This is a genomic window from Planococcus lenghuensis, from assembly GCF_001999905.1.
Classification (GTDB): domain Bacteria; phylum Bacillota; class Bacilli; order Bacillales_A; family Planococcaceae; genus Indiicoccus; species Indiicoccus lenghuensis.
This window is the reverse complement of sequence record NZ_CP019640.1, coordinates 3,644,982-3,669,535: the sequence shown is the minus strand read 5'-3', so window position 1 is coordinate 3,669,535 and position 24,554 is coordinate 3,644,982. Positions and strand designations below refer to the sequence as shown.

General features: G+C 50.4%; 24 protein-coding genes. 17 read left to right on the top strand and 7 right to left on the bottom strand.

Translation table 11 applies throughout. From position 1 onward, the window contains the following. The first annotated feature begins 41 nt into the window (after window positions 1–41). The 4 genes from B0X71_RS18410 (at window position 42) to B0X71_RS18395 (ending at window position 7,333) form a co-directional block, all read left to right on the top strand. The gene (locus B0X71_RS18410) at window positions 42–2,027 is read left to right on the top strand and encodes a PTS mannitol transporter subunit IICBA (protein WP_077590796.1); all 1,986 of its coding nucleotides are present in this window, start codon (window positions 42–44) and stop codon (window positions 2,025–2,027) included. A gap of 114 nt (window positions 2,028–2,141) precedes the next feature. Beyond that, window positions 2,142–4,229, top strand: coding sequence for a BglG family transcription antiterminator (locus B0X71_RS18405; protein WP_077590795.1), 2,088 nt, complete (start codon window positions 2,142–2,144; stop codon window positions 4,227–4,229). A gap of 5 nt (window positions 4,230–4,234) precedes the next feature. Continuing rightward, window positions 4,235–5,377 carry a mannitol-1-phosphate 5-dehydrogenase gene (locus tag B0X71_RS18400; protein WP_077590794.1) on the top strand — a complete coding sequence of 381 codons (1,143 nt, stop codon included), beginning with the start codon at window positions 4,235–4,237 and terminating at the stop codon, window positions 5,375–5,377. Between the two features lie 447 nt (window positions 5,378–5,824). Continuing rightward, entirely contained in the window at window positions 5,825–7,333 is a 1,509-nt protein-coding gene (locus tag B0X71_RS18395; protein ID WP_077590793.1) for a malate:quinone oxidoreductase, read from the top strand. A 299-nt stretch (window positions 7,334–7,632) separates the two neighbouring features. Here the strand turns inward: B0X71_RS18395 and glsA are convergent, their stop codons facing one another. The 5 genes from glsA to B0X71_RS18370 form a co-directional block, all read right to left on the bottom strand. Continuing rightward, window positions 7,633–8,577, bottom strand: coding sequence for a glutaminase A (gene glsA / locus B0X71_RS18390; protein WP_077590792.1), 945 nt, complete (start codon window positions 8,575–8,577; stop codon window positions 7,633–7,635). A gap of 192 nt (window positions 8,578–8,769) precedes the next feature. Next, window positions 8,770–9,303, bottom strand: coding sequence for an ECF transporter S component (locus tag B0X71_RS18385; RefSeq protein ID WP_077590791.1), 534 nt, complete (start codon window positions 9,301–9,303; stop codon window positions 8,770–8,772). Window positions 9,304–9,503: 200 nt separating this feature from the next. Then, window positions 9,504–9,992: a DUF2798 domain-containing protein gene (locus B0X71_RS18380; protein WP_077590790.1), complete on the bottom strand. Its 489-nt coding sequence runs from the start codon at window positions 9,990–9,992 to the stop codon at window positions 9,504–9,506. Between the two features lie 455 nt (window positions 9,993–10,447). Continuing rightward, window positions 10,448–11,335, bottom strand: coding sequence for a fructose bisphosphate aldolase (locus B0X71_RS18375; RefSeq protein ID WP_077590789.1), 888 nt, complete (start codon window positions 11,333–11,335; stop codon window positions 10,448–10,450). Window positions 11,336–11,602: 267 nt separating this feature from the next. After that, complete coding sequence (locus tag B0X71_RS18370; protein WP_077590788.1) at window positions 11,603–13,528, bottom strand: S9 family peptidase; 1,926 nt, start codon at window positions 13,526–13,528, stop codon at window positions 11,603–11,605. Between the two features lie 228 nt (window positions 13,529–13,756). On the opposite strand from B0X71_RS18370, the gene B0X71_RS18365 reads away from it, so the two are divergent. From B0X71_RS18365 to dhaM, 13 genes are all read left to right on the top strand, one after another. Next, window positions 13,757–15,103, top strand: coding sequence for a glutamine synthetase family protein (locus tag B0X71_RS18365; protein WP_077590787.1), 1,347 nt, complete (start codon window positions 13,757–13,759; stop codon window positions 15,101–15,103). Window positions 15,104–15,141: 38 nt separating this feature from the next. Beyond that, window positions 15,142–15,606: a cupin domain-containing protein gene (locus tag B0X71_RS18360; RefSeq protein ID WP_077590786.1), complete on the top strand. Its 465-nt coding sequence runs from the start codon at window positions 15,142–15,144 to the stop codon at window positions 15,604–15,606. Next, on the top strand, window positions 15,603–16,565 hold the full coding sequence (locus tag B0X71_RS18355) for a branched-chain amino acid transaminase (protein ID WP_077590785.1): 963 nt from the start codon (window positions 15,603–15,605) through the stop codon (window positions 16,563–16,565). Before B0X71_RS18360 ends, B0X71_RS18355 begins: the two co-directional genes overlap by 4 nt. A gap of 121 nt (window positions 16,566–16,686) precedes the next feature. Continuing rightward, entirely contained in the window at window positions 16,687–17,433 is a 747-nt protein-coding gene (locus B0X71_RS18350; RefSeq protein WP_077590784.1) for an SDR family oxidoreductase, read from the top strand. A gap of 29 nt (window positions 17,434–17,462) precedes the next feature. Then, window positions 17,463–17,882, top strand: a complete 420-nt coding sequence (locus B0X71_RS18345) for a carboxymuconolactone decarboxylase family protein (RefSeq protein ID WP_077590783.1) — start codon at window positions 17,463–17,465, stop codon at window positions 17,880–17,882. Continuing rightward, window positions 17,872–18,285 carry a cupin domain-containing protein gene (locus B0X71_RS18340; protein WP_198038659.1) on the top strand — a complete coding sequence of 138 codons (414 nt, stop codon included), beginning with the start codon at window positions 17,872–17,874 and terminating at the stop codon, window positions 18,283–18,285. The genes B0X71_RS18345 and B0X71_RS18340 overlap by 11 nt, the downstream gene beginning before the upstream one ends. Beyond that, window positions 18,282–18,557, top strand: a complete 276-nt coding sequence (locus B0X71_RS18335) for a YciI family protein (RefSeq protein WP_077590781.1) — start codon at window positions 18,282–18,284, stop codon at window positions 18,555–18,557. Before B0X71_RS18340 ends, B0X71_RS18335 begins: the two co-directional genes overlap by 4 nt. Window positions 18,558–18,582: 25 nt before the next feature. After that, entirely contained in the window at window positions 18,583–19,380 is a 798-nt protein-coding gene (locus B0X71_RS18330) for an SDR family oxidoreductase (RefSeq protein WP_077590780.1), read from the top strand. Between the two features lie 36 nt (window positions 19,381–19,416). Beyond that, window positions 19,417–20,175 carry a quorum-quenching N-acyl homoserine lactonase AiiA gene (aiiA, locus tag B0X71_RS18325; protein WP_077590779.1) on the top strand — a complete coding sequence of 253 codons (759 nt, stop codon included), beginning with the start codon at window positions 19,417–19,419 and terminating at the stop codon, window positions 20,173–20,175. A 30-nt stretch (window positions 20,176–20,205) separates the two neighbouring features. Next, on the top strand, window positions 20,206–20,994 hold the full coding sequence (locus B0X71_RS18320; RefSeq protein ID WP_198038658.1) for an HpcH/HpaI aldolase family protein: 789 nt from the start codon (window positions 20,206–20,208) through the stop codon (window positions 20,992–20,994). Between the two features lie 279 nt (window positions 20,995–21,273). Continuing rightward, window positions 21,274–22,263 carry a dihydroxyacetone kinase subunit DhaK gene (dhaK, locus tag B0X71_RS18315; RefSeq protein WP_077590777.1) on the top strand — a complete coding sequence of 330 codons (990 nt, stop codon included), beginning with the start codon at window positions 21,274–21,276 and terminating at the stop codon, window positions 22,261–22,263. A gap of 64 nt (window positions 22,264–22,327) precedes the next feature. Further along, a complete protein-coding gene (gene dhaL / locus B0X71_RS18310; protein ID WP_077590776.1) occupies window positions 22,328–22,957 on the top strand; it encodes a dihydroxyacetone kinase subunit DhaL in 630 nt (209 codons plus the stop codon). Then, the gene (gene dhaM, locus B0X71_RS18305; protein ID WP_077590775.1) at window positions 22,954–23,346 is read left to right on the top strand and encodes a dihydroxyacetone kinase phosphoryl donor subunit DhaM; all 393 of its coding nucleotides are present in this window, start codon (window positions 22,954–22,956) and stop codon (window positions 23,344–23,346) included. Before dhaL ends, dhaM begins: the two co-directional genes overlap by 4 nt. A gap of 69 nt (window positions 23,347–23,415) precedes the next feature. Here the strand turns inward: dhaM and B0X71_RS18300 are convergent, their stop codons facing one another. Continuing rightward, window positions 23,416–23,718, bottom strand: a complete 303-nt coding sequence (locus tag B0X71_RS18300; protein ID WP_198038657.1) for an EthD family reductase — start codon at window positions 23,716–23,718, stop codon at window positions 23,416–23,418. Between the two features lie 13 nt (window positions 23,719–23,731). Beyond that, window positions 23,732–24,505: an SDR family NAD(P)-dependent oxidoreductase gene (locus tag B0X71_RS18295; RefSeq protein ID WP_077590773.1), complete on the bottom strand. Its 774-nt coding sequence runs from the start codon at window positions 24,503–24,505 to the stop codon at window positions 23,732–23,734. Window positions 24,506–24,554: the final 49 nt, after the last annotated feature.

Genomic DNA, 24,554 nt, shown 5'->3' with positions numbered 1-24,554 from the left:
GACAACAGCAAAAAAATTGCCTTTACGAAAGGAAGGATCATATGACTCGCACAGCGGATCGTCCAAACGGTCGCGGAAACGCAAAAGTTGCAGTGCAGAAATTCGGCAATTTCTTAAGCTCAATGGTACTGCCGAACATCGGCGCGTTCATCGCCTGGGGATTGATCACTGCATTATTCATACCAACCGGGTTCTTCCCGAATGAACGTCTGGCCGAACTGGTCGGTCCGATGATCACGTACTTGCTGCCGCTGCTTATCGGGTATACAGGAGGCAGACTCATCTATGATCAGCGCGGTGGTGTCGTTGGTGCAATTGCGACGATGGGCGTAATCGTCGGAGCTCCGGATACCCCGATGTTTTTAGGAGCTATGCTGATGGGACCGACTGGCGGATTTGTCATCAAGAAGTTTGACCAGCTGATTGAAGGGAAAATCCGGACGGGCTTTGAGATGCTCGTCAATAACTTCTCTGCCGGTATCCTGGGGGCGGCCCTCGCCCTTTTTGCTTACTGGATCATCGGCCCGATTGTGGCAGCTGTCACAGAGTTACTGACTTTGGGAGTTGACTGGCTGGTCGATACGGGATTGCTGCCATTGACGAGCATCCTGATTGAACCCGGAAAAATCCTGTTCCTGAACAATGCCATCAACCACGGAATCCTGACACCGATCGGACTGGAGCAAGTTCAGGAGACGGGAAAATCGGTCTTATTCCTGCTGGAAGCCAATCCAGGACCGGGTCTTGGTGTCCTGCTCGCATTCATGCTGTTCGGAAAAGGCGTGGCGAAACAGTCGGCACCAGGGGCGGCGATCATCCATTTCATCGGCGGGATTCACGAAATCTACTTCCCATACGTGCTGATGAAGCCGATGCTGCTCTTATCTGTCATCGCAGGCGGTATGAGCGGTGTCTTTACCCTCGTATTGCTTAATGGCGGATTGGTTGCACCTGCATCTCCGGGCAGCATAATTGCAATCACTGCAGTCACACCGGAATTCCTGGTCCTCCTTGCCAATTACGCGGCGGTACTGGTTGCAGCAACGGTGTCGTTCCTGATTTCAGCAACCGTATTGAAAGCGAGCAAAGAAACAGACGAAGATATCAGTGCGGCAACAGCGAAAATGGAACAGATGAAAGGCAAGAAAAGTTCGGTTGCTGGCCTTACGGCTGGTGGCGTTGCGCCCACTGCCGGAGCAGCAGGAACTGCATCGGGCAGCGGGGTAATGCCAAGCAACGTACACAAGATTGTATTCGCCTGTGATGCCGGTATGGGTTCCAGTGCCATGGGTGCGTCGCTCCTGAAGAAAAAGGTGAAAGAAGCGGATATGGATATCACAGTTACCAATACCGCCATCAGCAACATCCCTTCTGACGCACAAATCATTATCACCCAAGAGAAACTGACGCCGCGGGCTGAAAACAAAGCACCGGATGCGTATCACATTTCCGTGGATAATTTCCTGTCGAGCCCGGAATATGATAGATTGATCGAAAATCTGAAAAGCGATAGCGGTGTTGCAGAACCGCAAGTGGAACTCGTTGAAGAGTCTGAGACAGACGCAGTGGGCACCACACCACATATGGCAGAAGAGGAAGAGGACAGCCTCTTGCTGGAAGAAAACATCTTCATCAACCAGGAATTCGCCACAAAAGAAGAAGCGATCCGGTTTGCCGGTGAAGCGCTTGTCCGGGGCGGTTACGTGGAAGAATCCTACGTGGAGGAAATGCTCAAACGGGAAGAAATCACCACTACCTATATGGGCAATAACGTAGCGATTCCACACGGAACCGAAGCGGCGAAAAAAGCGGTCATCAAATCCGGTTTTACGGTTGTCCAGGTTCCGAACGGGGTAGACTTTGATGGAGAGTCCGCAAAACTGATCTTCGGGATTGCCGGCAAGGACGGTACCCATCTGGAAATCCTGTCCGGCATTGCAGTAATTTGTGCCGAGCAGGAGAACGTGGATGAACTGGTCCAAGCCAAAACAGCAAAAGAAGTGAAAGAGATCATCAACAGAAGCTAATAGCATCAGCGCAGAAAGGCGGGATTTCCTGCCTTTTTGTGCTATTCTGATTTTCGGAATCCGCGATTAAGATCTTACAGGGAAGGAAAATTCAAAGCGAAATGAGGGAGAGGCATATTTATCACATTTAGGGAAAAATCCATTATTGAATTGATTGTACGGACATCCGGCAAACATACAGTCCATTCGCTGTCGACGTATTTGAATGTGAGTGTCCGGACAATCCAGCGGGATTTGAAATCCGTGGAGAAGCTGTTGATGCAATTTGATCTGGTGCTGAAGCGGACGGCGAACGACGGCCTCTTCATTGACGGGAAAAACGAACAGATTTACCGGCTCATCCAAAATTTGACGAGTGTCCGGCCCACCGATGAAACGCCGGAAGAACGGAAGCTGAATCTGCTCATCACCCTGCTGCATGACGGTCCGTCCTTCAAAAAGCAGGTGCTGGCAAACCAGCTCGGTGTCAGCACAGCTACGCTGTCGGCTTATTTGAATGATCTGGCCGAATGGATCGGTAAATTCTCCATTACGTTGACCCGCAAAAGAGGTGTCGGCGTGGAAGTGGGTGGAGAAGAAGCCAATAAGCGGCACGCACTTGCAAACTATTTTCTCATTCACTTTTATGAAGAAATCATTGAAAACCTGTACCAGCTTCAACTGGGGAAACCGATGGAAGGAAACGTACTCGGTTATTTTTCTCCCCGGTATCTGACGCTGGTCGATGGACTGGTGAATGAAAAGATCAACAAAGAGCAGGGAAGACTGGCGGACAGCGATTATATCGGGCTGGTTATCCATACCTGCCTGACGATCCAGCGGACAGAGCAGGGGTTTTTGCTGCAGCAGGAAGATGAAACGGCAAATGAATACACAAGTGAATATGAATTGATAAACGGAGTAGCCGATGAGCTGGAATCAGCTCTCTCCATCGCGCTGACGGGCAGCGATATTCATTTTCTATCAATCATCCTGCGGGGATCAAAAGTTCAAGCGGCTGATTTGGTTTATTACGATAATGTATTGCTGGGCAAATTGATCAAGAATATGATTCTCGACGTTTCATCCAGCCTGCATGTGAATCTCGCTGACGATTTCTCTCTGTACCAGGGACTGCTGGCGCATATGGGACCGTCCATTTTCCGGCTGAAACAAAAATTGGAACTGTTTAATCCGCTGACGGAAGAGATTAAAAGAAAATATCCGATGCTGTTCATGGCGGTCAAGAAAAGCCTGGAAACCGAGTTTCCGGATATCGATTTCCCGGCGGATGAGATCGCGTTCATCGTCCTGCATTTCGGATCAGCGCTGCTGATGAATGAAGAGCGGATCAAGCTCAACGCTATTGTTGTTTGTCCGACAGGCATCGGCACATCGAAAATGCTGGCAAGCCGGATCCAAAAGGAATTGGTTGAAATCGATTCTGTCGCCATTTCGTCGATCAATGATTTTCAATCCGGCAACTTCCATGATTATGACATTGTGATTTCCACTATTCGCCTTCCGGTTACAGACGTGGATTATATTATGGTGAGTCCATTGTTGAGTGACAGGGACATCCGGGATATCGAAAATTATCTGCAGGATCATTTGGAGAAGATCATCAGCAGAAAACGGTATTTGAACGCCGGAAATCAGTTTGAAGAGCCTGCCCAGCCGAACCAGCCGAACGTGCAGACACTCCTGCAGGAGATAAAGGATGTCCATTCCAGTATGGAATCGATTCTGACTAATTTAAAAGTCTACAGAAAACAGCAAGTCGCAGATCATCGGCTCGTGCTGCAGGAAATGGTCGAACAAAGCACGCGGGACGGACTGATCACCAATCCGGAAAGCGTGCAGCGTGAACTGGAAGAGCGCGAAAAGAAAGGCGGTCTCGGAATTCCGGATACGAATATCGGTCTTTTCCACTGCCGGGACGAAAGTATCCGGGAACTGATCTTCCAAGTGGCGCATCTCGATAAACCGTGCCCGATCAAAGGGATGGATGGCGAGACCGTACACATGAATAATCTGCTGCTGATGCTGGCTCCGGTGAGCATGAGTGTCAGAGAGCAAGAGATCCTCAGTCTCATCAGCTCGAGCCTGATCGAGAGTGACGTAGCGATGATGATTTTTTCTTCTTCCAATGAGAACATGATCCGAAAGAAACTCGAAGATCTGTTTTTGGACTATCTTCAACATAATCTGATAAAGGAATGATGATAATGAAACAAACTGTTCACTTTGGTGCCGGAAATATCGGCCGGGGCTTTATCGGCGCACTCTTCGCCCAGTCAGGCTATCACGTCACGTTCGTTGATATTGCAGAACAGGTCATCGGCAAGCTGAATGATCTGGGCACGTATGAAGTCAGGCTCGCCCAGCCGGAAGAAGAAACGATGACGATTGAAAATGTATCCGGATTAAATAACATGCATCAGGAAGATGCGGTTATTGGCGCAATCCAAAGCGCCGCCTATGTGACGACTGCAATCGGTCCGACTATTTTACCGCGAATCGCTCCTTTGATTGCCCGGGGGATCACCGCGCGTGTAAATGCGACCGACGATAAATTGTATATTATTGCGTGTGAAAATCAGATCGGTGCGACCGATATTCTGAAAGCGCATGTTATGGAACACCTCGATGACGAAGTAAAAGCGGGGCTGGAAGAAAAGGTCTACTTCTTTAATTCTGCTGTGGACCGCATCGTTCCGATCCAAGACCAGGAGTCACTCGATGTGCTTGTCGAGCCTTATTATGAATGGGTCGTCGAAACAACAGAAGAGATTCCGCATGTGGAAGGGATGAAGCTTGTAGCCGAGCTGGCGCCTTTCATTGAACGGAAACTATTTACAGTAAATACAGGTCATGCTGTCATTGCTTATCTCGGCTACCTGGAAGGAAAAGAGACCATCGACCAGACACTGGCCGACCCGGACATCGAGCAGCAGGTCAGAGAAACGCTGAAAGAGACAGGCGCTTACCTGGTAAAGGAATACGGTCTGGATGAAGCGGAACATCTTGAATATATCAACAAGAATATCGAACGCTTCAAAAATCCATACTTGAATGATGGCGTCACACGGGTGGGACGGGCGCCGATCCGGAAACTGGGACCTGAAGACCGGCTCATCCGTCCCGCGACACAGGCGCAAAAAGCGGGGCTGTCTTATATGAATATGGCAAAAGCCATCGCCGCCGCTTTATTATTCGACAATCCGGAAGATGAAGAAGCTGTACAGCTGCAGGAGATGGTTCAGCGCGACGGATTGACAAGCGTCCTGAACAGCGTGAGCGGATTGCCTGAAGACAGTGAAATCACTGAAGAAATTATACGCCAGTATGAGTTGCTGAAAACGAAATAAGTTAAAGCGGCATCAGGAGGAAAAAGGAAAGCATCTCCCGCGCGGGCATTGCCGGCTGCAGGAGATGTTTTTTTATCAGCAGTGGGAGATGAAATTGACAGGCTGCTCCGTAAATGAACGCCAGTGCTGTGGATTATTCCACCCGCACTGGATGTTTTTCCTTCCGGATATGGCGGGGTCTTGTGAATGTTCGCGGGAAAGTCTATAATTATTTAATAATAAGATTGAGTTTTTACAGCAGAGAAGGGGCATTGGTCTGAACCTTTCGATGCTTGCCCAGCCAGTGAGTACCATGAACAGAATGCAATCAGTGAAGAATGGACACAGCTTATGATATGGTTATACGAAAGACGGAAAAGGTGAGCCTTCCGGATGCGGGCCTGCTTATGGCGGCGTTGTCTGGAATGCTATTCTTTTTTGCCACTATAGGGGATAAGGAAGGGTATAATGAGTGACATGCCGAAAAAAACAGACGTTATTATGATTGGTGCCGGAGTCATGAGTGCGACTCTGGGATCCTTGCTGAAAGAATTAGCGCCGGAGTGGGAAATCAATGTATTTGAAAAACTCTCAGGCCCGGGAGCAGAAAGCTCGAATGAATGGAATAACGCGGGTACAGGCCATGCTGCATTGTGTGAGTTGAACTACACACCGGAAAAGCCGGATGGCTCCATCGATATCACAAAAGCGATCAAAGTGAATGAGCAGTTCCAGCTGTCGCGACAGTTCTGGTCGTTCCTCGTCAATAACAAGCGGATCAGCAATCCAGAGGATTTTATCATGTCGCTGCCGCATATGAGCATGGTGCGCGGAGAGGAAAATGTGACGTTCCTGAAAAAGCGTTTTGAAGCGCTTTCAGCCAGTCCGTTGTTCCAAGGAATGGAGTTTTCCGAGGATCCCGCCAAATTGAAAGAATGGATTCCGCTGATTATGGAAGGGCGTTCAGCGGATGAACCGATTGCGGCAACGAAAATCGACTCCGGAACGGACGTCAATTTCGGTGAACTGACCCGTATGCTGTTCAATCACTTAGCCGGTGAAAACATCGCCGTCCATTATGAGCATAGTGTCCAGGATATCAAACGCACGGCTGATGGCTCGTGGGAAGTGAAAGTCCATGACATCGCGAACAATAAAATCGAGTACCATACAGCAAAATTCGTATTTATCGGCGGCGGAGGCGGAAGTTTGCCGCTATTGCAGAAAACCGGTATCCCGGAGTCGAAGAAAATCGGCGGATTCCCGGTGAGCGGGCTGTTCCTTGTCTGTGATAACCCGGAAGTCGTGGAACGGCATCATGCGAAAGTTTACGGCAAAGCCCAGGTCGGCGCGCCGCCGATGTCTGTGCCGCATCTTGATACGCGATTTATCGATCATAAAAAGACATTGCTGTTCGGTCCGTATGCCGGCTTCTCGCCGAAGTTCCTGAAAACAGGTTCTTACTTGGATTTGATCGGTTCTGTCAAACCGGCAAACCTGCTGACGATGCTGTCTGCAGGCGCAAAAGAAATACCGTTGACGAAATATCTGATCCAGCAAGTGCTGCTGTCGGATGAAAAACGGATGGATGAATTACGTGCGTTTGTTCCCGATGCAAAAAGCGAAGACTGGCGGACGGTGACAGCGGGGCAGCGGGTGCAGGTGATCAAAGATACGGAAGCCGGAGGAAAAGGGACGCTTCAGTTCGGCACGGAGATTGTCACAGCTGAAGACGGCTCCATCGCTGCACTGCTTGGTGCTTCTCCAGGCGCTTCGACAGCTGTCCATGCAATGCTCGAGATCTTCAAGAAATGCTTCCCGCAGCATTTGGAAGCATGGGAACCGAAAATCAAGGAAATGATTCCTTCCTACGGTGTGTCACTGAATGACAATCCGGAACTTTTCCGGGAAGTCCACGCCGAAACGGCCGAGACACTCGGATTGGCTAAAAGAGAACCGGTTTATAAACTGAGCTGAACAAACTGAAAATGAGCAACTGAATTGCCGGCTCTCCCGAACTTATTTCGGGAGGGTTTTTTCTGTAATGGATTCGCTGAGAAATTCGTTTTCTTTTCGCCTGCCCAGACTCATTGCAAGCAATACGACATTGCCATGGCCCGTCACTTTCAGAAAAACCGTGTGCTAAAAAGACAGGGAGAGAAAACCAATCGGTTATTCTTCCCTGTCTTTGATTTAAGTGGCGTTTTGGATCGCCTCGTTGTGATAAGAGTGCACGGAATAACTCATTTTTCAGGTATACATCTATCAGTAAGGGATCACAGCAGCCGGTCCCGGAACAGATGCAGCTGAAGATCATCGGATAATGTCTTGAGCACCTGGACGCCGGCTGTGCTATTGCCCCGGTTGCCGATGGCGGGTCCGATCACACCGATGCCCATCTGACCCGGAACAAGACTCATGATACCGCCGCTGACACCGCTCTTGCTCGGAAAGCCGACTTCGATGGCAAATTCACCGGATGCATTATACATGCCAGCCATGAACATGATCGTTACAGCAGTTTCAACATACTTTTCGGATACGAGCCAGTCGTTCCTGCCCGGTCGTTTTCCGCGGTTCGCCAGGAGACAGCCGATATTCGCCAAGTCATGAACGGTCACATCAATTGAATTGAACCGAAAATACAAATCCAGTATATCTTCAACTTCCGGTCCGAGAATCCCGATGCTCTGCATGAAATAGGCGAGCGAGCGGTTATGGGCCCCTGTCTTTTTCTCAGACTGGTAAACCTCTTCATTCAGCGTCAGGTTTGGATTGCCGGAAATCTGCCGGATGAAATCCAGGATCCGCCCAAACCGCTCATCGACATTCCGGCCTTTGATCATCGAACTGACGGCGATTGCACCGGAATTGACCATCGGATTGAAGGGCTTGTCCTTTGCTTCGGTCTCCAAATACTCCACTGTATTGAACGGGTCGCCGGTCGGCTCTTGGCCTACGATGGAAAAAACCTTGTCCTTGCCTTGATCTTCAAGGGCCAAGAGCAGGCTCAGCACTTTTGAAATGCTTTGGAGAGTGAATGTTTGTTCATGATCACCGGCTGAATAGCTTTCACCCCCGCACTCTATCAGCGTAACGCCGAGCGTAGTTGGATCTGCTTCACTCAGTTCCGGAATATAACTGGCCACTTTACCTTTTTGGGAATAAGGCCGGCTCTTCTGCAACACATCTTCGAGATAGGCCTGGGTGATTTTTTGCATACTGTCACTCCGTTTCCTGTGGTTACTTGTTATATCTTTTTTCCCATCAGCGGGTTTTGAGAAACCTTTCTCCTTGATTGGCACCGGTATCGACATAAAAGTACGGGAGAGGACTTTCTCTGAAATAAAAGCGTTCCCGTCGTCCGGAAGATGACAGGAACGCTTTTATGATTATTGACCGCTTAACTGAGCTTATTTAAAAAATGGAACTTTTTTAAGTGCGATTACCACAGGAATCGCAATGGCAAGCCCTACGGCGTTTTGGACGATATTACCGGGAATCGATGCGGCCGGTATGATCCAGCTGCTGTAGATAATAGCTTCACCGACATAATAGATTGCCAGCATGAGAGGAATCGATATGATTGCAGCAACTATGTTAAAACCAACACTGTTGCCATTGCGGCCGTTCATCCAGGCGATCTTCCCGACGACATATCCCTGCAGGCCACGGGCAATAAATGTAATCGGTGCCCACAGGGTCCAGCCGGAGACTAAGTCGAATAACCCCATTCCGACAGCACCGGCAACGGCGCCTTTTTTCGGACCGAGCAGCATGGAGATAATGAAGAGCATCGCCGTGCCAAGGTGAACGAGCCCGCCATTTGCTGCAATTGGCAGCCGGATATTCAGCAGGAGTGTTGCCACAAATACAAGAGCGATTGACATGGATGTCAAAATCAGATTAAAAGTGCGTGCATTTGAATACGTTGTTGCTTTTTGCATGATTCTATCCTTCCTTTCAAATCAGTCATTGATTGTACCGCTAACTTTAGCAAAGCACTGGACTGTTTAAAAGGATCAGTTTTAGATAAAACTTAGGGGTCAGGCTGATAAACCGAAGTGATTCATAAATGTTCAATCTGTTCATCCACCTATCCAATCGGAAAAGCGAAGAATATTGGGTGTTCTTTGTGAGCACCTGTTCAGCTGATGACAGTCTCAGGATGAGCTCCATTCTGTATGAATGCTGTAAGAACCCATCTGGCGATCGGTCCGACGATCAGTAATTGGACCGGGAGAGCCATGATGAAGTTCTGGCCGACTAGCTGCACGTAGTCAGACAGCAGTGAACCGTCGATTCCGCTGATCATGAATTTCACGGCCAACCCGAACACGGACATGGTCAGAACCATACCGGTAACCATGCACCCGGACATGGCGAGAATGTTCTTCCATTTTTTCGATTTATCGTAGCGGAGCTTGGATACAAATCCGCCAGCCAATGGACCGATCAGGAACGACTCAACAATGAAAGCGACCATTAGGGTAATCAGGAACTGCAGAGCGATTGCTGCAATGGACAATTCCTTCCATAATCCTTCCATCACCAAATTATAGGTGTACATGAACAGCACCATGCCGAACACCATCATCAAGCCGAATAAAAGGCCTTCTTTTTTATTTGTGGGCAAATTATCTCTCTCCTTTTCATTAAAGATAAGCTTAAGTCTATCGGTATGAAAATTTTTTCGTAAGTGAACATTATGTGACAAGCGCTTGAAAAAAGGCGGAAAGCGCGAGACTGTATGCCAAGAAACATTCCTGATTCATCACGTAATAATTGGCGAAAAAGAGGCTTTCCGAACAGCAGCATTGACACACCTGCCGGCATGCTGTAGTGTTAAGGACGCGATGAGCTCGTTTGCGTAAGACGGACAAGCACTCCTTCGGGGGAACATGCTGTGAACATGGCTTGGACGCCGCAAAGTATGAAAAAACACGTTACCCAAAGGTAACGTGTTTTTTGTCGTTGAATCGATAAAACCTCCGGAGAAGGGACAGGCGCTGTAAGCATACATAAAAACCCGTCAAAAAAGCGTGCAGGCAAGAGTAACCTTGCTGCACGCCTTTTCTTATTTATTGGTCATCAGGATACCGACGCATCGTAGATCTGCTGCACGGAATCTTTCAGTGTCTTGTTGAACTCCTCGTCGGACTGATGGTCATTCAAGCCTTCAGACAGCGCACGGGAGAAGCTGGCGATCAGGCCGTTATTGGCTCTGAGCCGGTCGTTCGCTTCTGCACGGGGATAACCGCCGGACAGGGCGACAACCCGCACAACGCGCGGATGCTCGATAAGCTCTTTATAGAAATTGTCTTCTGTCGGTATTGACAGTTTCAGCATGACATTCTGATCTTCACTGAGCTGGTCAAGTTCGCGGAGGATTTCTTCTTTCAGAATCGCTTCCGCTTCCGCTTTATCATTGATGTTGATATCGACTTCAGGTTCAATGATCGGTACCAGACCGGCCGCCAGGATCTGCTTGCCGACTTCGAATTGCTGGTCGACAACTTGTCTGATGCCTTCACGGTTGGCCGCTTTGACGACGGAACGCATTTTCGTTCCGAAAATATTGCGCTCGTTCGCCCGTTTCAGCAGGTCATCAAGACCCGGATTCGGTTTCATAAGCTGAACGCCATCGGATTCATCGGCGAGCCCTTTATCGACTTTCAGGAAGGGCACGACTCCTTTTTCTTCCCACAGGTAGTCAGGAGTATACTTGCCCTCAACTTTGCGGTCCATCGTCTGTTCAAACAGGATGGCGCCAAGAATGTGGTCGGATGTAAAAGCGGGCGATGTGACGATCCGTGAACGCATTTTGTGGACAAGGTCGAACATCTCTTCATCGGTCTGATACGAGGCCTCGGAAACGCCATAAAGTGCCAGTGCTTTCGGTGTACTGCCGCCGCTTTGGTCCAATGCGGCGATAAAACCTTTTCCGTTTTTAATGACATCGAATTGCTTCTGATTCATGGTTTCAGCTCCTTCAGTAATTTTTTCTAAAAATTAAATGCAAGGAAAGCCGTTCACTGAATAGTGTATCAGTTTTCCGGTTTATCCTGCAAAAATTAACATGACAAGATGGCCTGAAGAAATCAGGCATACAATACGTGTATTCCCAGTTATCCCTGTATCCATGCATAGGGAGGGAAAATGATGCAGGAAATCCGAAAGAATCGGCAGAGTCGGATGGATCAGATGCCGGTCCGTCCGCCTGTGCCGGAGGCCTTCGGTTCATTGTCAGGCATTCAGAATTTCCACCGGTTCAATTGCTTGAGCCGGTTCAAAACCGAAGATCCGGCTGTAGAAATAAAATTCCCCTTCAATGGCGCGTTTAATGTTCGTGGATTTCCTGAACCCGTGTCCTTCGCCTTCAAATGCCAAATAAGCAACCGGCAGCCCTTTTTCCTTTAACGCCTCAACCATCCCTTCCGCCTGATTCGGCAGGACAATTTTGTCTTCAAGGCCCTGAAAGAAGATGACCGGGCACGACAGCCGGTCTGTGAAATTGATCGGTGAACGCTCAGCATATACATCCTTGGCTTCCGGGTAGGGGCCAATCAGCCCGTGCAAGTACCGGGACTCAAACTTATGGGTTTCTTTTACGAATACTTCAAGTTCACTCAGTCCGAAATGACTGGCACCCGCGCTGTACACGTCCGTAAACACAAGTGACGCGAGCGTCGTATAGCCGCCGGCACTGCCGCCTGAAATGGCGACCCGGCTGCCGTCAACTTCCCCTTTTTCGATCAAATAACGTACAGCGTTCGCGCTGTCCTCGACATCAGTGATTCCCCAATTGCCTTTCAGCCGCTCACGGTATTCCCGGCCGAAGCCGGCAGAGCCGCCGTAGTTCACATCAACAAGTGCAAAGCCGCGACTCGTCCAGTACTGCTTCACTAAGTTCAAAATGGCAGTCGTCATGCCGGTTGGCCCGCCATGCACATGCACAAGGAGGGGCGGTTTCTCGTCCGCCGGGGCTGCATATTCCGGATTGTGCGGGCGATAGTAGAAAGCATATGCCGTCTTGCCGTCTGCTGTCGGGTACTCGATGGTTTCAGGCTGTGAAATGTAGGATTTATCCACTGACAATTCCGCTGAAGCCTTAATTACAGCAAGCTGGTCTTTGGTGTTCATCCGGACGATGCGCGGAAACTCTGTCGGTGAAGCCGCGATGAATACAGCATCACTGCCATTCGAATGAATGGAAGAGAAAAATGTGTACGCTGTTTCCATTGGGATCAATGCCCCGGTTACGACATCGATTTTCGCCAAATGTTTGACTCCTTTATCGGTGTATGTGCATATGATGACCGTGTCATCAATGAAGGCGTAATCCGAAATACCGAACATCCAGCCGGGCGATGCAAACTCCGCATCTTTTGCATAGACCGTTTCTGCATTGCCGCCATTGATCCGCATGATATTCCACCAATTCGAGCGGTCCGATGCAAAGTAGAGCATTCCGTCCGGCGACCAGACAGGCTGTGTGACGGATTCACCGGAACCGCCTGCAACCCGCTTGGCGTTCAGCAGCGTTCCATCTTCAGCCAGATCGGCTACCCACAGCTCGGACTCATCCCATGGCATATTAGGATGCTGCCACGTAAGATAGGCGAGCTGACTGCCATCAGGACTGAGACGCGGGCTTGAATAGAAGTCGCTGCCCGAGACGACGATGCGTTCATTACCCCCGTCCGTGTCCATGACGACGATCGTTGTTTCAGCAGCAATCGCCGATTCTGTATGATCTTCACGCACCCAGTACGTCCGCTGCTTCCGGACATCCACTGCCGGGTCCGCATAGCGAAGATTCGAATCGGTCGTTATGCGTTCAATGTCACCATCTTCACTGCGGACATACAGGAAGTTATCATCGAAATTCGAGAAATACAGTGCGCCGCCGAGAAAGCAGTAAGAGATCCCTCCATATTCATGCACACGCGTCCGCACATTATAGGGAGCCGGAGTCAATTCTGTTACGGTGCCGTCCTGTGCCTGCCGCATGACGGTGTTCCGTCCGGCTTCTTTCGGGCGGGCTTCCACCCAATACAGATCCTGGCCAAGAAGGCCTGTGCTGACAAGCGGTGTGGTTCCCTGGACGATCAGATCGGTTGTGACAGGCGACTTCCAGCTGCCATAAGGTCCTGTCGCTTTTTCAGTCATAGTAGCAATTCCTCCTGTGTCGATCATAGTTTTCAGTTATCAAGTCCTGCTGCCTTTATTCTATCATTGGCTGTAAGCGGATTGTTCAATTAGAAAGAATCTTTTAAAAAGTTAAAATTGACTTACGGAGGCGTCTGTCCATATAATTTTAACTAGACGATTTCATCTTGCAAAAGGTACATAAAGATAGAGTCGCCACAGCTTTCGCCATTCAAAAGGAGGGATTTGATGAAAAACTTGAACAATGATGACATCAGAAAAATCATCAGGGATGAAGACATCAAAATAGTCCGTGTCGTTTTTAATGATTTGGTGAATGTGGCAAGAGCCCGGAATATCCCGGTGAAGAAATTCACGGATGAAGTACTTGAGCAGGGAATGCAGTATCCATCAGCCATGTTCTCGGTCGATACGGCAGCTAATTTCGTATTGCCGGCGGGTGCCGGATTTGCCGGCGGATACGGCAGCTGGATGCTGAAAGTGGATCCCGCGACTTTTACGGTCGTGCCGTGGGCGAAACAGACGGCCCGTGTGATCGCCGATGTGTTCACTCTGGAAGGAGAACCGGTCAGCGTATACCCGCGCGGTATTCTCCATAACGTGCTGAAAGAGTTCGAAGCGGAAGGATATTCCACTTTCGGCGCAGCGGAACTTGAGTTCTATGTCTTTGAGAAGTATGCCAAGGACGGATATGAACCGACATGGACAGGCCTGCAATGCTATTCCGAAGTGAAGCAGTCCCAGGTCGATGAAATCCTTTATGATTTATCAGTGCCGATGGAATCCGTAGGAATTGAAGTGGAAGCCATCAACACGGAGTACGGGCCGGGCCAGTATGAGATTTCGATGAAGCCGCATAAGGGACTCGGCCAGGCGGATGCCGCTTTCTATTACAAAACCTCGGCGAAGGAATTGATGCACAGACGCGGCCTGCTTGCAACGTTCATGACCAAGCCGCTGACCGGCTTGAGCGGAAGCGGGGCGCATTTCCATCATTCGCTATATGAATTGGCGTCGGGGGATAATGCTTTTTATGACGCGGCAGATGAAAATGGAATGAGTGAATTATTCAAGCATTTCATCGCCGGCCAGCTTGAACACAGTGCCGCCATCTGTGCATTTGCCAACCCGTCGATCAACAGCTACCGGCGGCTGCGGCCGTATACATTTGCACCATCGAACATCACATGGGGGTTCGAGAACCGCATGTGCCTGATCCGGGTGCCGGAAGCCCGCGGGCAGGGGACGCGTCTTGAAAACCGGATGCCGGGCGCCGACTGCAATCCGTATTTGATGATGGCGGCCATGTACGCAGCCGGGCTTGACGGCATCAGACGGAAACTGCCGCTCACGGATCCTGTGCATAATGAAGATGCATACAGTGTGGAAGGGTCGGGGAGTCTTCCCGGCAGCCTGCCGGAAGCTCTAGCGGCGTTAAAAGCCGATGAAGCGCTGACGAAGTATTTAGGGGCGGATGCGGTGAATGCTTATATCGCGCTGAAGGAAAATGAAATCAGCCGTTTTAATGATCATGTGACAGATTGGGAAATCGAGGAATATGCAGACCTGTTTTAGGGCCATGCACAGCCGAGAAATCAAAAGGAGTGGATGGGATGAGCAAGGAAAAGAAAGAAGGTATCGGGACAGGCGGTTATTTTGCGCCGCCTGAAGAAAATGTTGTTGAAGTGGCCGGTGATTTTCAGCCCCGGCATTTGAACACGGACGATATCCCGCTGCTGAAAGTGGTGGAAGGGCTCGGACTGAAACCGGTATTCGGGGAAAATGTTCAGCTCAGTTTTGTTTATATGGAGCCGAACAGTGTAGCCCCTGTCCATTCACATCCGGAAGAGCAGATCGGGACGATGATTGAAGGCGAGTATGAGTTTGAACTCAATGGCGTGAAGAAAATGATCCGTAAAGGCGACGTCTATGTGGTGCCGCCGAACGTTCCGCACGGTGCAGTTACATACGAAAAAGGATGCGTAGCGCTTGATATCTTTTCCCCGCCGCGGACGGGCTATAAAAAGATGATGGATGAAGCCCTCCGTAAAATGGAGGAGGAAGAGGGAGAGAAATGACAGCACGGGAGACAGCAGCGCAAGGACCATCACCAACAGCAGAAATCACCGGCGGGTACTGTTTCTTCAAAGGGGAAATCATGCCGCTGGATAACGCGAATATCAACATATCGACACATGCACTAAACTACGGGACCGGCTGCTTTGAAGGAATCCGGGCCTACTGGAATGCCGAGCAGGGGCAGCTGTATATGCTGAAAGCGCTGGAGCATTTCCAGCGGCTGATCAAATCATGCCGCATCCTGAAAATCGAGTGTCCTTATACAGCGGAAGAACTGGTGGAGTGGACGGTGAAAGTGCTCGAGAAAAACGAGTACCAAGGGAATGTCTATATCCGGCCGATGGCTTTTAAAGCCTCCCGGGTCATTAAAGTCACACTCGGCGGACTGCGGGATGAACTGGCGATTTTCACGGTGCCCATGGGGGATTATGTGAAAACGGAAGACTTGGCGCTCGTCGTCTCAAGCTGGCAGCGCATTTCTGATAATACGATTCCATCACGGGCCAAAGTGACCGGTGCCTATATTAATGCCGCGCTGGCGAATGATGCGGCATCGGCCGACGGCTATGACGAAGCGATCATGCTGTCAGCCGATGGTCAGCTGTCAGAAGCCAGTTCTTCCAACCTGTTCATCGTACGGGACAATACGATTATTACAACACCCGTCACCGCAGATATTCTGGAAGGCATCACGCGCCGGGCCGTGCTGCAGGTGGCGGAAGATCTTGGTATCGCTTACGAAGTGCGCGCCGTTGACCGGACCGAACTGTACGTTGCAGATGAGATTTTCCTAGCTGGGACGGGTGTTCAGATTGCGTCGGTATCATCCGTCGACCGACGGAAAGTCGGCAGCGGTGAACTCGGATCGATTACAGCGCAACTGCAGACTGTATATTATAAAGCGGTACGCGGACTGGATGAACGGTATGCAGACTGGCTGACACCTGTCTATAAATAATTCCACGAAGAGCCTCGGGAAGGGACTGGCGGTCAGCCGGTCCCTGATGAGGTCTCTTTGTTTTCAATGAATCTACGGACATCCGCAGGAACAGACCGGGCGGAATGAGAGGAGCAGAACAATGGAATTGGGTTTGAAAGGGAAAGTGGCGCTTGTAACCGGCGGTTCCCGGGGGATCGGCCGGGCGGTCTGCGAGGAATTACTTGCCGAAGGCTGCATCGTGGCAAGCTGCAGCCGTCACGTCGAAGACTTTACCGGCCTGCAGGAGCAGGCGGGGCCGGATCGGTTTTATGCGGAGTCAGTCGATGTAACGGATCCTGAGGCAGTCACCGCTTTTGTGGAAGCGGTCGGTGAACGGTTCGGCAGTATTGACGTGCTCGTCAACAACGCAGGAAAGGCGTATCCGGGAACATTTAAAACACTGACAGATGAAGACTGGGAAGCGGATTTCCAGGTGAAGCAATTGTCTTATATCCGTTTCTCCCGAGCTGTTCTGCCGTTTATGCCGGCAGGCGGCCGGATTGTCAATATGGCAGCGGTATTCGGCAAACAGCCGGAGAAGCGGTTTTTCGCTTCAAGCGTAAACCGGGCGGCCTGTATTTCATTAACGAAAACGCTGGCGAAGGAACTCGCAGCGGACGGCATCCTGGTCAATGCTGTAAATATCGGATTTGTTAATTCCGGTCAATGGGAAGGGAAGCCGCAAAGCTTTTTTGATGAACTCATCGGCACGTTTGATGTGCCGCTCGGCCGGTTCGGAGATGGAGCTGAAGTTGCAGCGGCTGTCGCATTCCTCGTCTCCGCGCGTTCTTCCTATATCACAGGAACAGCAATCGATGTCGATGGCGGCATGGCCAAGTACCTCTAGCAGACTAAATACCGAAAGGCGTGGATGAAATGGCCTTAGTGAATGAAGTGCCTGAAAGCGAAGCCACGGGACTGGTGAAAGAAATTTATGAAGAAATGAAGTGGATCAGGGGGTGGCAACAAGTCCCGCTCATCTGGCGCACGATGGCGCTTCGGCCGGATTATCTCCGGGTGAACTGGGAACGGTATAAGACCATCATGCTTGATGGCACGCTCGATCCGCTTACAAAAGAGATCATTGCGCTGACGACTTCGATGGTCAATGGCTGCAGCTATTGCATCGACAGCCATTCTTTTGCCGCCAGAAAACTTGGCATGACAGAGGACCAGCTGATGGAAATGATCTCAATTATTGATTTTTTCTCCGGCACGAACGCTTTTTCCAGCGGATTGAAGCTGGAATTCGAACAGCCGGAAACACCGAAAGGGGAAGATGACCATGGGCGTTAACCGGGATTATTTCCGAGAAGGAGTATCACATGATTATGTAGCCGACTATGAACCGACATTCGAACACATGCCGGATATGCAGTCGCTTGAAGCGGCGGATGGCGTTACACTCCATCCGTTTTTTGGACAGCAGGTGATGATCAGTTATGTCACATTTGCGCCGAACGCAGTGGCGCCGCTGCATCAGCACCCGCAGGAGCAGATTACCTATGTCATCAAAGGCCGGCTCGAATTTGAAGTGGGAGATAAAAAACAAGTGATCGGTGAAGGCGATGCCGTCACCATCCCGCGCAATGTGCCTCATGGTGCTGTGGCGCTTGAAGAAGGGGCGGTCTGCATCGACACCTTCGCACCGCCAAGAGAAGCGTTCAAGGAACTTATGAACAAGGAGAAAGGGCAATGATGTACCTTGCCGAACTTATCATAGTCGATCAGGAGAAAAACACGGCATCCCGGCCGGCGCATCTGCAGTACATCAGCGATCTGTACGAAGCTGGCAGCGTTTTTGAAGCGGGACCGTTTTTGGATAAGACAGGCGGTCTCGTCATATATAATTGTGATTCAGAAGAAGAAGCGCTTCACCTGGCGAATGAGGATCCGGCCGTCACATCAGGTGCCCGTACAGTAAATGTGCGGGCCTGGCAGCCGCTGGCGTTTCCGATCAGCGGCCAATAGAACGATCTTTGAAGGAGGGAATGAAGTGGACATTGGTTTAAAAGGAAAGCGTGCATTGGTTACAGCTGCCTCGCAAGGTCTCGGCAGAGCCATTGCAGAAGCGCTCGTCAGCGAAGGGTGCCAAGTGGTCATCTCGAGCCGCCGGCAGGAACGCTTAGAAGAAGTTGCAGATGAAATTTCCCGGACCTGCAACGTGCAGAAAGGGACAGTCATCCCTATTGCGGCGGATGTCACAAAGAATGGAGACATCCAGCAACTGATAAAGAAAGCGGAACAGCAGCTCGGCGGCCTCGATCTGCTCGTCACAAATGCGGGCGGTCCGCCGGCCGGTCAATTTGAACAATTCTCAGATGAGGACTGGCTGGCAGCGGTTAATCTCAATCTTATGAGCGTCGTCCGGCTGGTCCGGGAAACACTGCCGATCATGAAGCGGAGCGGAGGGGGTAAGATTCTGAATGTATCATCGATGTCCGTGAAGCAGCCGATCCCGAATCTGATTCTGTCGAATACCATCCGCACCGGCACAGCAGCGATGTTGAAGACATTGGCGGCGGAAGTGGCGAAAGACAATATCCAAGTGGTGAATCTTGCACCCGGCCGTATCAAGACTGCCCGTTTGGATTCACTGGACGGCGCCCGGGCGGAACGGGAAGGACGGCCGCTTGAAGAAGTCCAGGCGGCGGAACAGGAAAAAGTGCCGATGGGTCGGTACGGAACCCCGGAAGAGTTCGGCAGGCTGGCCGCGTTTCTGCTGTCACCGGCAAATTCATATATGACGGGCCAGACGGTTCTGGCTGATGGCGGAGTTGTGCAGTCGATGTGAGCCGGCAAGAATAGGTGGCGGAAGGGGAACGATAAAATGAGCGTTGAGAAGCTGACATTGCTTCCGGCCGGTTTTTGCCATGTGGATCGGTCGGTCTTTAACACGCGGCTGTCGCCGGGCGAGAAGGTGCTGTTTCCGATCTGGATGTACTTAATCGAAACGACAGACGGTCTTTTTCTGGTGGATACCGGTATGCCGGATTCCTGCATTACGGATCCGAATGGCATGTTTGCGGGAACGGAAGATGAAGGGCTCATCATACCCGAAATGAGTAAAGCCGACCGGGCCGATCAAGTTCTGGCACTGGCTGGGTATGAACCGGATGACCTCGCCGGCATCATCAGCACGCACTGGCATTTTGATCATGCGGGCGGCAATACGCTGTTTCCTGACACGGAAATCATTGTGCAGCGGGCTGAATATGATGTAGCCATGGAGCAGGGCGCTTATCCGGCTGTCTGCCGTTCGCCGCATTTGAATTACCGGATCATTGAAGGAGACACGGAACTGGTGCCCGGTGTCTCACTGATTCACACACCGGGCCATACACCGGGGCATCAGTCGGTGCTGGTCCGCACAAGAAACTCGGGGGCTATCCTCCTGACGATTGATGCGGTGTATGTCCGGGCAAATTATGAGGAAGGCATTCCTTTTGCCGTGAAAGACGAGAAGGAAGCAGCCCGGTCCATTGCCCGCCTTCAAAAGATCGCGGAAGCAGAGCGGGCTGCGGTTTTCTTCGGACATGATCAGGAACAGGGGAAGGAATGGAAGAAATACCCGCAATTTTATTCATAACCCAATGCTGAAAAGAAGGAGTCGGACATCGTGGCAAATTCTTCAGACAAAGACAGGCAACATGAAGCTAAACAAGGAAGTATAGCAGTCGGCTCTTTTATATTAGGCCACGATCCGGAAGTGGTACGGGTGGCAGCGGCGGCAGGGCTGGATTTTCTTATCATTGATATTGAGCATGGCACGCCGACACAGGAACTTGTGGGCAGGTTCGTGGATACCGCCCAGAATCTGGCGCTCCGTGTGTTTGTTCGCTGTTCAATGGAAGATCTTCCGTTTCTGGGAAGCCTGTTTGACCGGGGGCTGGATGGGGCGATTGTTGCCGGCGCTGAGACGCCGGAAGATGTGCGCAATGTAATCCGGACTCTGAAATTTGCGCCGCTCGGGACGAGAGGCCTGAATCCGTTCGTACCCGGAACAGGTTATGGCACTCTTGATGCAGCAACGTTTATGAAAGAGGAAAATACCCGGACGAGCGTATGGATCATGGCAGAGAAAGTGAATCTTGTTAAGCGAATCGACCGAATTTCACAGCTCGATGGACTCGATGGTGTGTTTTTCGGTCCCTACGATCTGTCAGCGGATCTTGGCGTGACCGGCGAAGTCAATAACCCTGCCGTTACGGAATTGATTGCTGGTGCTGTTCAGACGGTTACGCAAAATGGCCGGGCTGCCGGTATCTTCAGCCGGGATATTGAGGCGGCGCGCCGATGGGCAGAGCAGGGGATGTCCTTCCTGGCAGTCGGATTTGACTGGCCATTACTGATGGTGTCCTGGAAAGGAATTGCAGCGGCATTCAGAGAAGAAGGCAGGGAAAAATGAAGTTAATAAGAATGCACAAAAAGTTGTCTTAAGTCGCGAGGATTGGCTGATAAGGCAGCTTTTGTTTTTTGTTATAGAAAAATAGCCGGAATACATCTTCAGAGCATATTTTTCAATTTATGATACAAACAATCAGCTACTGGAAATCAGTTTTTCGGATAGAAAAGAGTGTATTCATCTTTACTGTAAAGAAATTGCATTCAGGAACTTGAATGGATATATTTGAACTAATAAGAATGTTTCAATAGGTCCATCAGTAAAAAACGGGAGGGAACATCGATGAAAAAAGTGATTAACGACCCGAACCAAATTGTAGAGGAAATGCTGAAGGGCATGGTGGCTGCACATGGCGATTTACTGAAGCGAGTGGAAGGAACAACGGTCATTGCACGGGCAGACGCACCAGTTCAAGGGAAAGTGGCGCTCGTAAGTGGAGGCGGAAGCGGGCATGAACCGGCACATGCCGGATTCGTCGGAAAAGGCGTGTTGGATGCTGCGGTATCAGGTGAAGTCTTCACATCCCCGACGCCGGATCAGGTGTTGGAAGCGATTAAAGCTGTGGATGGCGGAGAAGGCGTCTTGCTGATCATCAAGAACTATACCGGTGATGTCATGAATTTCGAAATGGCAGCGGAACTGGCGGAAATGGAAGAAATCCGGGTCGATAAGGTGATCGTGAATGACGATGTGGCAGTGGAAGACAGTACATACACAACAGGCAGAAGAGGAATTGCCGGAACATTATTCGTTCATAAACTGGCGGGTGCCAAAGCGGAAAGCGGAGCGAGTTTGGCCGAAGTGAAAGCGACGGCAGAAAAAACAGTCGCTAACGTGCGATCCATGGGGATGGCATTGACAGCTGCCACGATCCCTTCGACCGGGAAAGCCGGTTTCCAGATTGCTGAAGATGAAATGGAAATCGGGATGGGCATTCATGGGGAACCAGGAATTTCGCGCGATAAAATAAAATCAGCCGATGAAATCGCGGAAACGCTCGTGCAGAAAATATTGGATGATGGTGTACACCAAAGCGGTGATGAAGTAGCCGTGATGATCAACGGATTGGGCGGCACGCCATTGATGGAGCTGTATGTCCTGAACGGCAAAGTGAATGATCTCCTGAAAGAAAAAGGATTCACTGTCCATAAAACGTTTGTCGGCGAATACATGACGGCGATCGATATGGCCGGCTTGTCGGTCACATTGCTCAAATTGGATGATGAACTGAAAGAGCTGCTGGCTGCACCAACGAATACGCTCGGATTTTAAGTGAACAGCAGGGGAGGATCCGATTCAGGTTTCTCCTCATTTCATCACGAAAGGAAGAGGCGGAATGGGATTGAAAGTTGAGGACGTAAAGGCTTGGATCATGAAAACGAACGAGCAGATCCAGCAAAATAAGGAGTATCTATCGGAACTGGACCAGGCAATCGGCGACGGGGATCACGGAACGAACATTTCCCGGGGATTCCAGGAAACGGTCAATAAAATCTCGTCAACGGAATACACAGCGGTTGCCGATCTGATTAAAGACTGGTCAATGACGCTGTTATCGAAAGTGGGCGGTGCAGCCGGTCCGCTATTTGGAACGGCATTGCTCAAGTTTTCCGGCGCTGTGCAAGGGAAAGAGGAAATCGATTATGGTTCATTTGTAGAAGGTGTAGAAGCCGGCCTGAACGGACTTATATTAAGAGGGAAGGCCGAGGAAGGCGATAAGACGATGGTCGATGTCTGGTCACCACTGCTGACGTACTTGAAGGGACGGGAAGCGCTGGATGCAGACGATTTTGAGGAAGCGGCAAAGGCTGCAATGGAAAATACGAAAAACTTGAAAGCTAAAAAAGGCAGAGCTTCCTATTTAGGTGACCGCTCCATCGGTCATCTCGATCCGGGTTCGGTTTCGTCTTACTACCTGTTTTCATCATTAGCGCAAGTCATTAAAGAAGAAGGTGTTCAGCTGTGAGCCAAGTCGGTATCGTGCTCGTTTCCCATAGCCATAAAATAGCAGAAGGCGTAAAGGATCTGGTGACGCAGGTATTCAAAGAAACAGCAGTCGTGGCAGCTGGCGGAACTGATGATAATGAAATCGGCACAAGCCTGGAAAAAATCCAGCAGGCGATCGACGAAGCGGATCAGGGAGATGGTGTTGTCGTCTTTTTCGATATCGGGAGCGCCATGATGAATGCGGAACTTGCAATCGAGTTATCCGGCTCGGAAGACCGGGTGAAAATCGCAGATGCGCCATTCGTGGAAGGTGCCTATGTTGCCTGTCTGGAAGCCGGGACCGGCAAGGATGTATATGAAGTGCTGGCTGCCGCTGAGCGGGCGAGGGGCCATCAGAAGAAAGCGTAAGGCAGTTACTTTGAAAAGGCTTCCTGAGAGGTTATTCTCAGGAAGCCTTTTTTTAATTCGATCAGCAATTCAGTCGGTAATCAGTATTTGGGGCGGGGCCTGCAGGAAAGGCGCCAGATTGACTGCATCCTCTTTCACTTTCTGCCCGGCCGGTGAAGACAGGGATGCATTCAGAGTAGCCAGGTCCTCATATTCAATTTCCACATGCAGGTAAAAAGCACTTTTGGCATTGTCAGCGTTGACAACGCGGTCCAAGGATGTACGTTTGATATCCGGCAGTTCATTCACGAGCGGAATGTGAACGTCCATGTAATGTTTTTCAAATCCATCCTTGTCGTTCGGTTCCTCGTAAAGCACAATAAATTTCGCCATTGATCTTCCTCCTCTAAAATCCGTAATTTGTGACGCCGCCATCGACAAACAGGTTTTGGCCAGTGATATATCCGGCACCATCTGAACAGAACATCAAAACCGGTGCGATCAATTCGTCAAGCTGACCCAATCGCTTCATCGGTGTCCGGTTTTCCAGCAGCGTCCGGAATTCCTCGTCATCCAATGCCTGTGCATTAAGTGATGTCTTGAAAAACCATGGGCTGATGGCATTGACGGTCACACCTTGCGTCGCCCATTCATTGGCCAGCTGCCGTGTCAATTGAACGACTGCAGCTTTGCTGGGGCCATAGGGGGTGCCGGACGCAAGGCTCAGCCGGGAAGCGACGGATCCGATATTGACAACGCGGCCATACTGTCGCTCTGTCATGTGTTTACCGACCGCTTTTGACAGGAGAAAGACGGACTTCAGATTAACATCCATGACTTTATCCCAGTCTTCTTCCGCTAAATCGAAAGCCGTCTCCCTGACGCTTGTGCCGGCATTATTGATCAAAATATCGATTTTTCCGAACTGCTCGATCGCCTGATTGACAGCGCTGTTCACAGATGCACTGTCAGTGACGTCACAGACGATGGCTACTGTTTTTCTTCCAGTTTCAGTGTTGATTTCGGAAGCTGCCTGCTCGATCTCTTCAGCAGAACGGGCAAGTAATACAACATCCGCACCGGCATGCGCCAGTCCTTCCGCCATAGCCCGGCCGATTCCTCTGCCGGCACCTGTCACGACCGCTGTTTTTCCACTTAAATCAAAACTTGCTTTATACATCAATCTCCGCCCCCATTAAACGTATCGTTAGATTCCGTATTAACAGCAA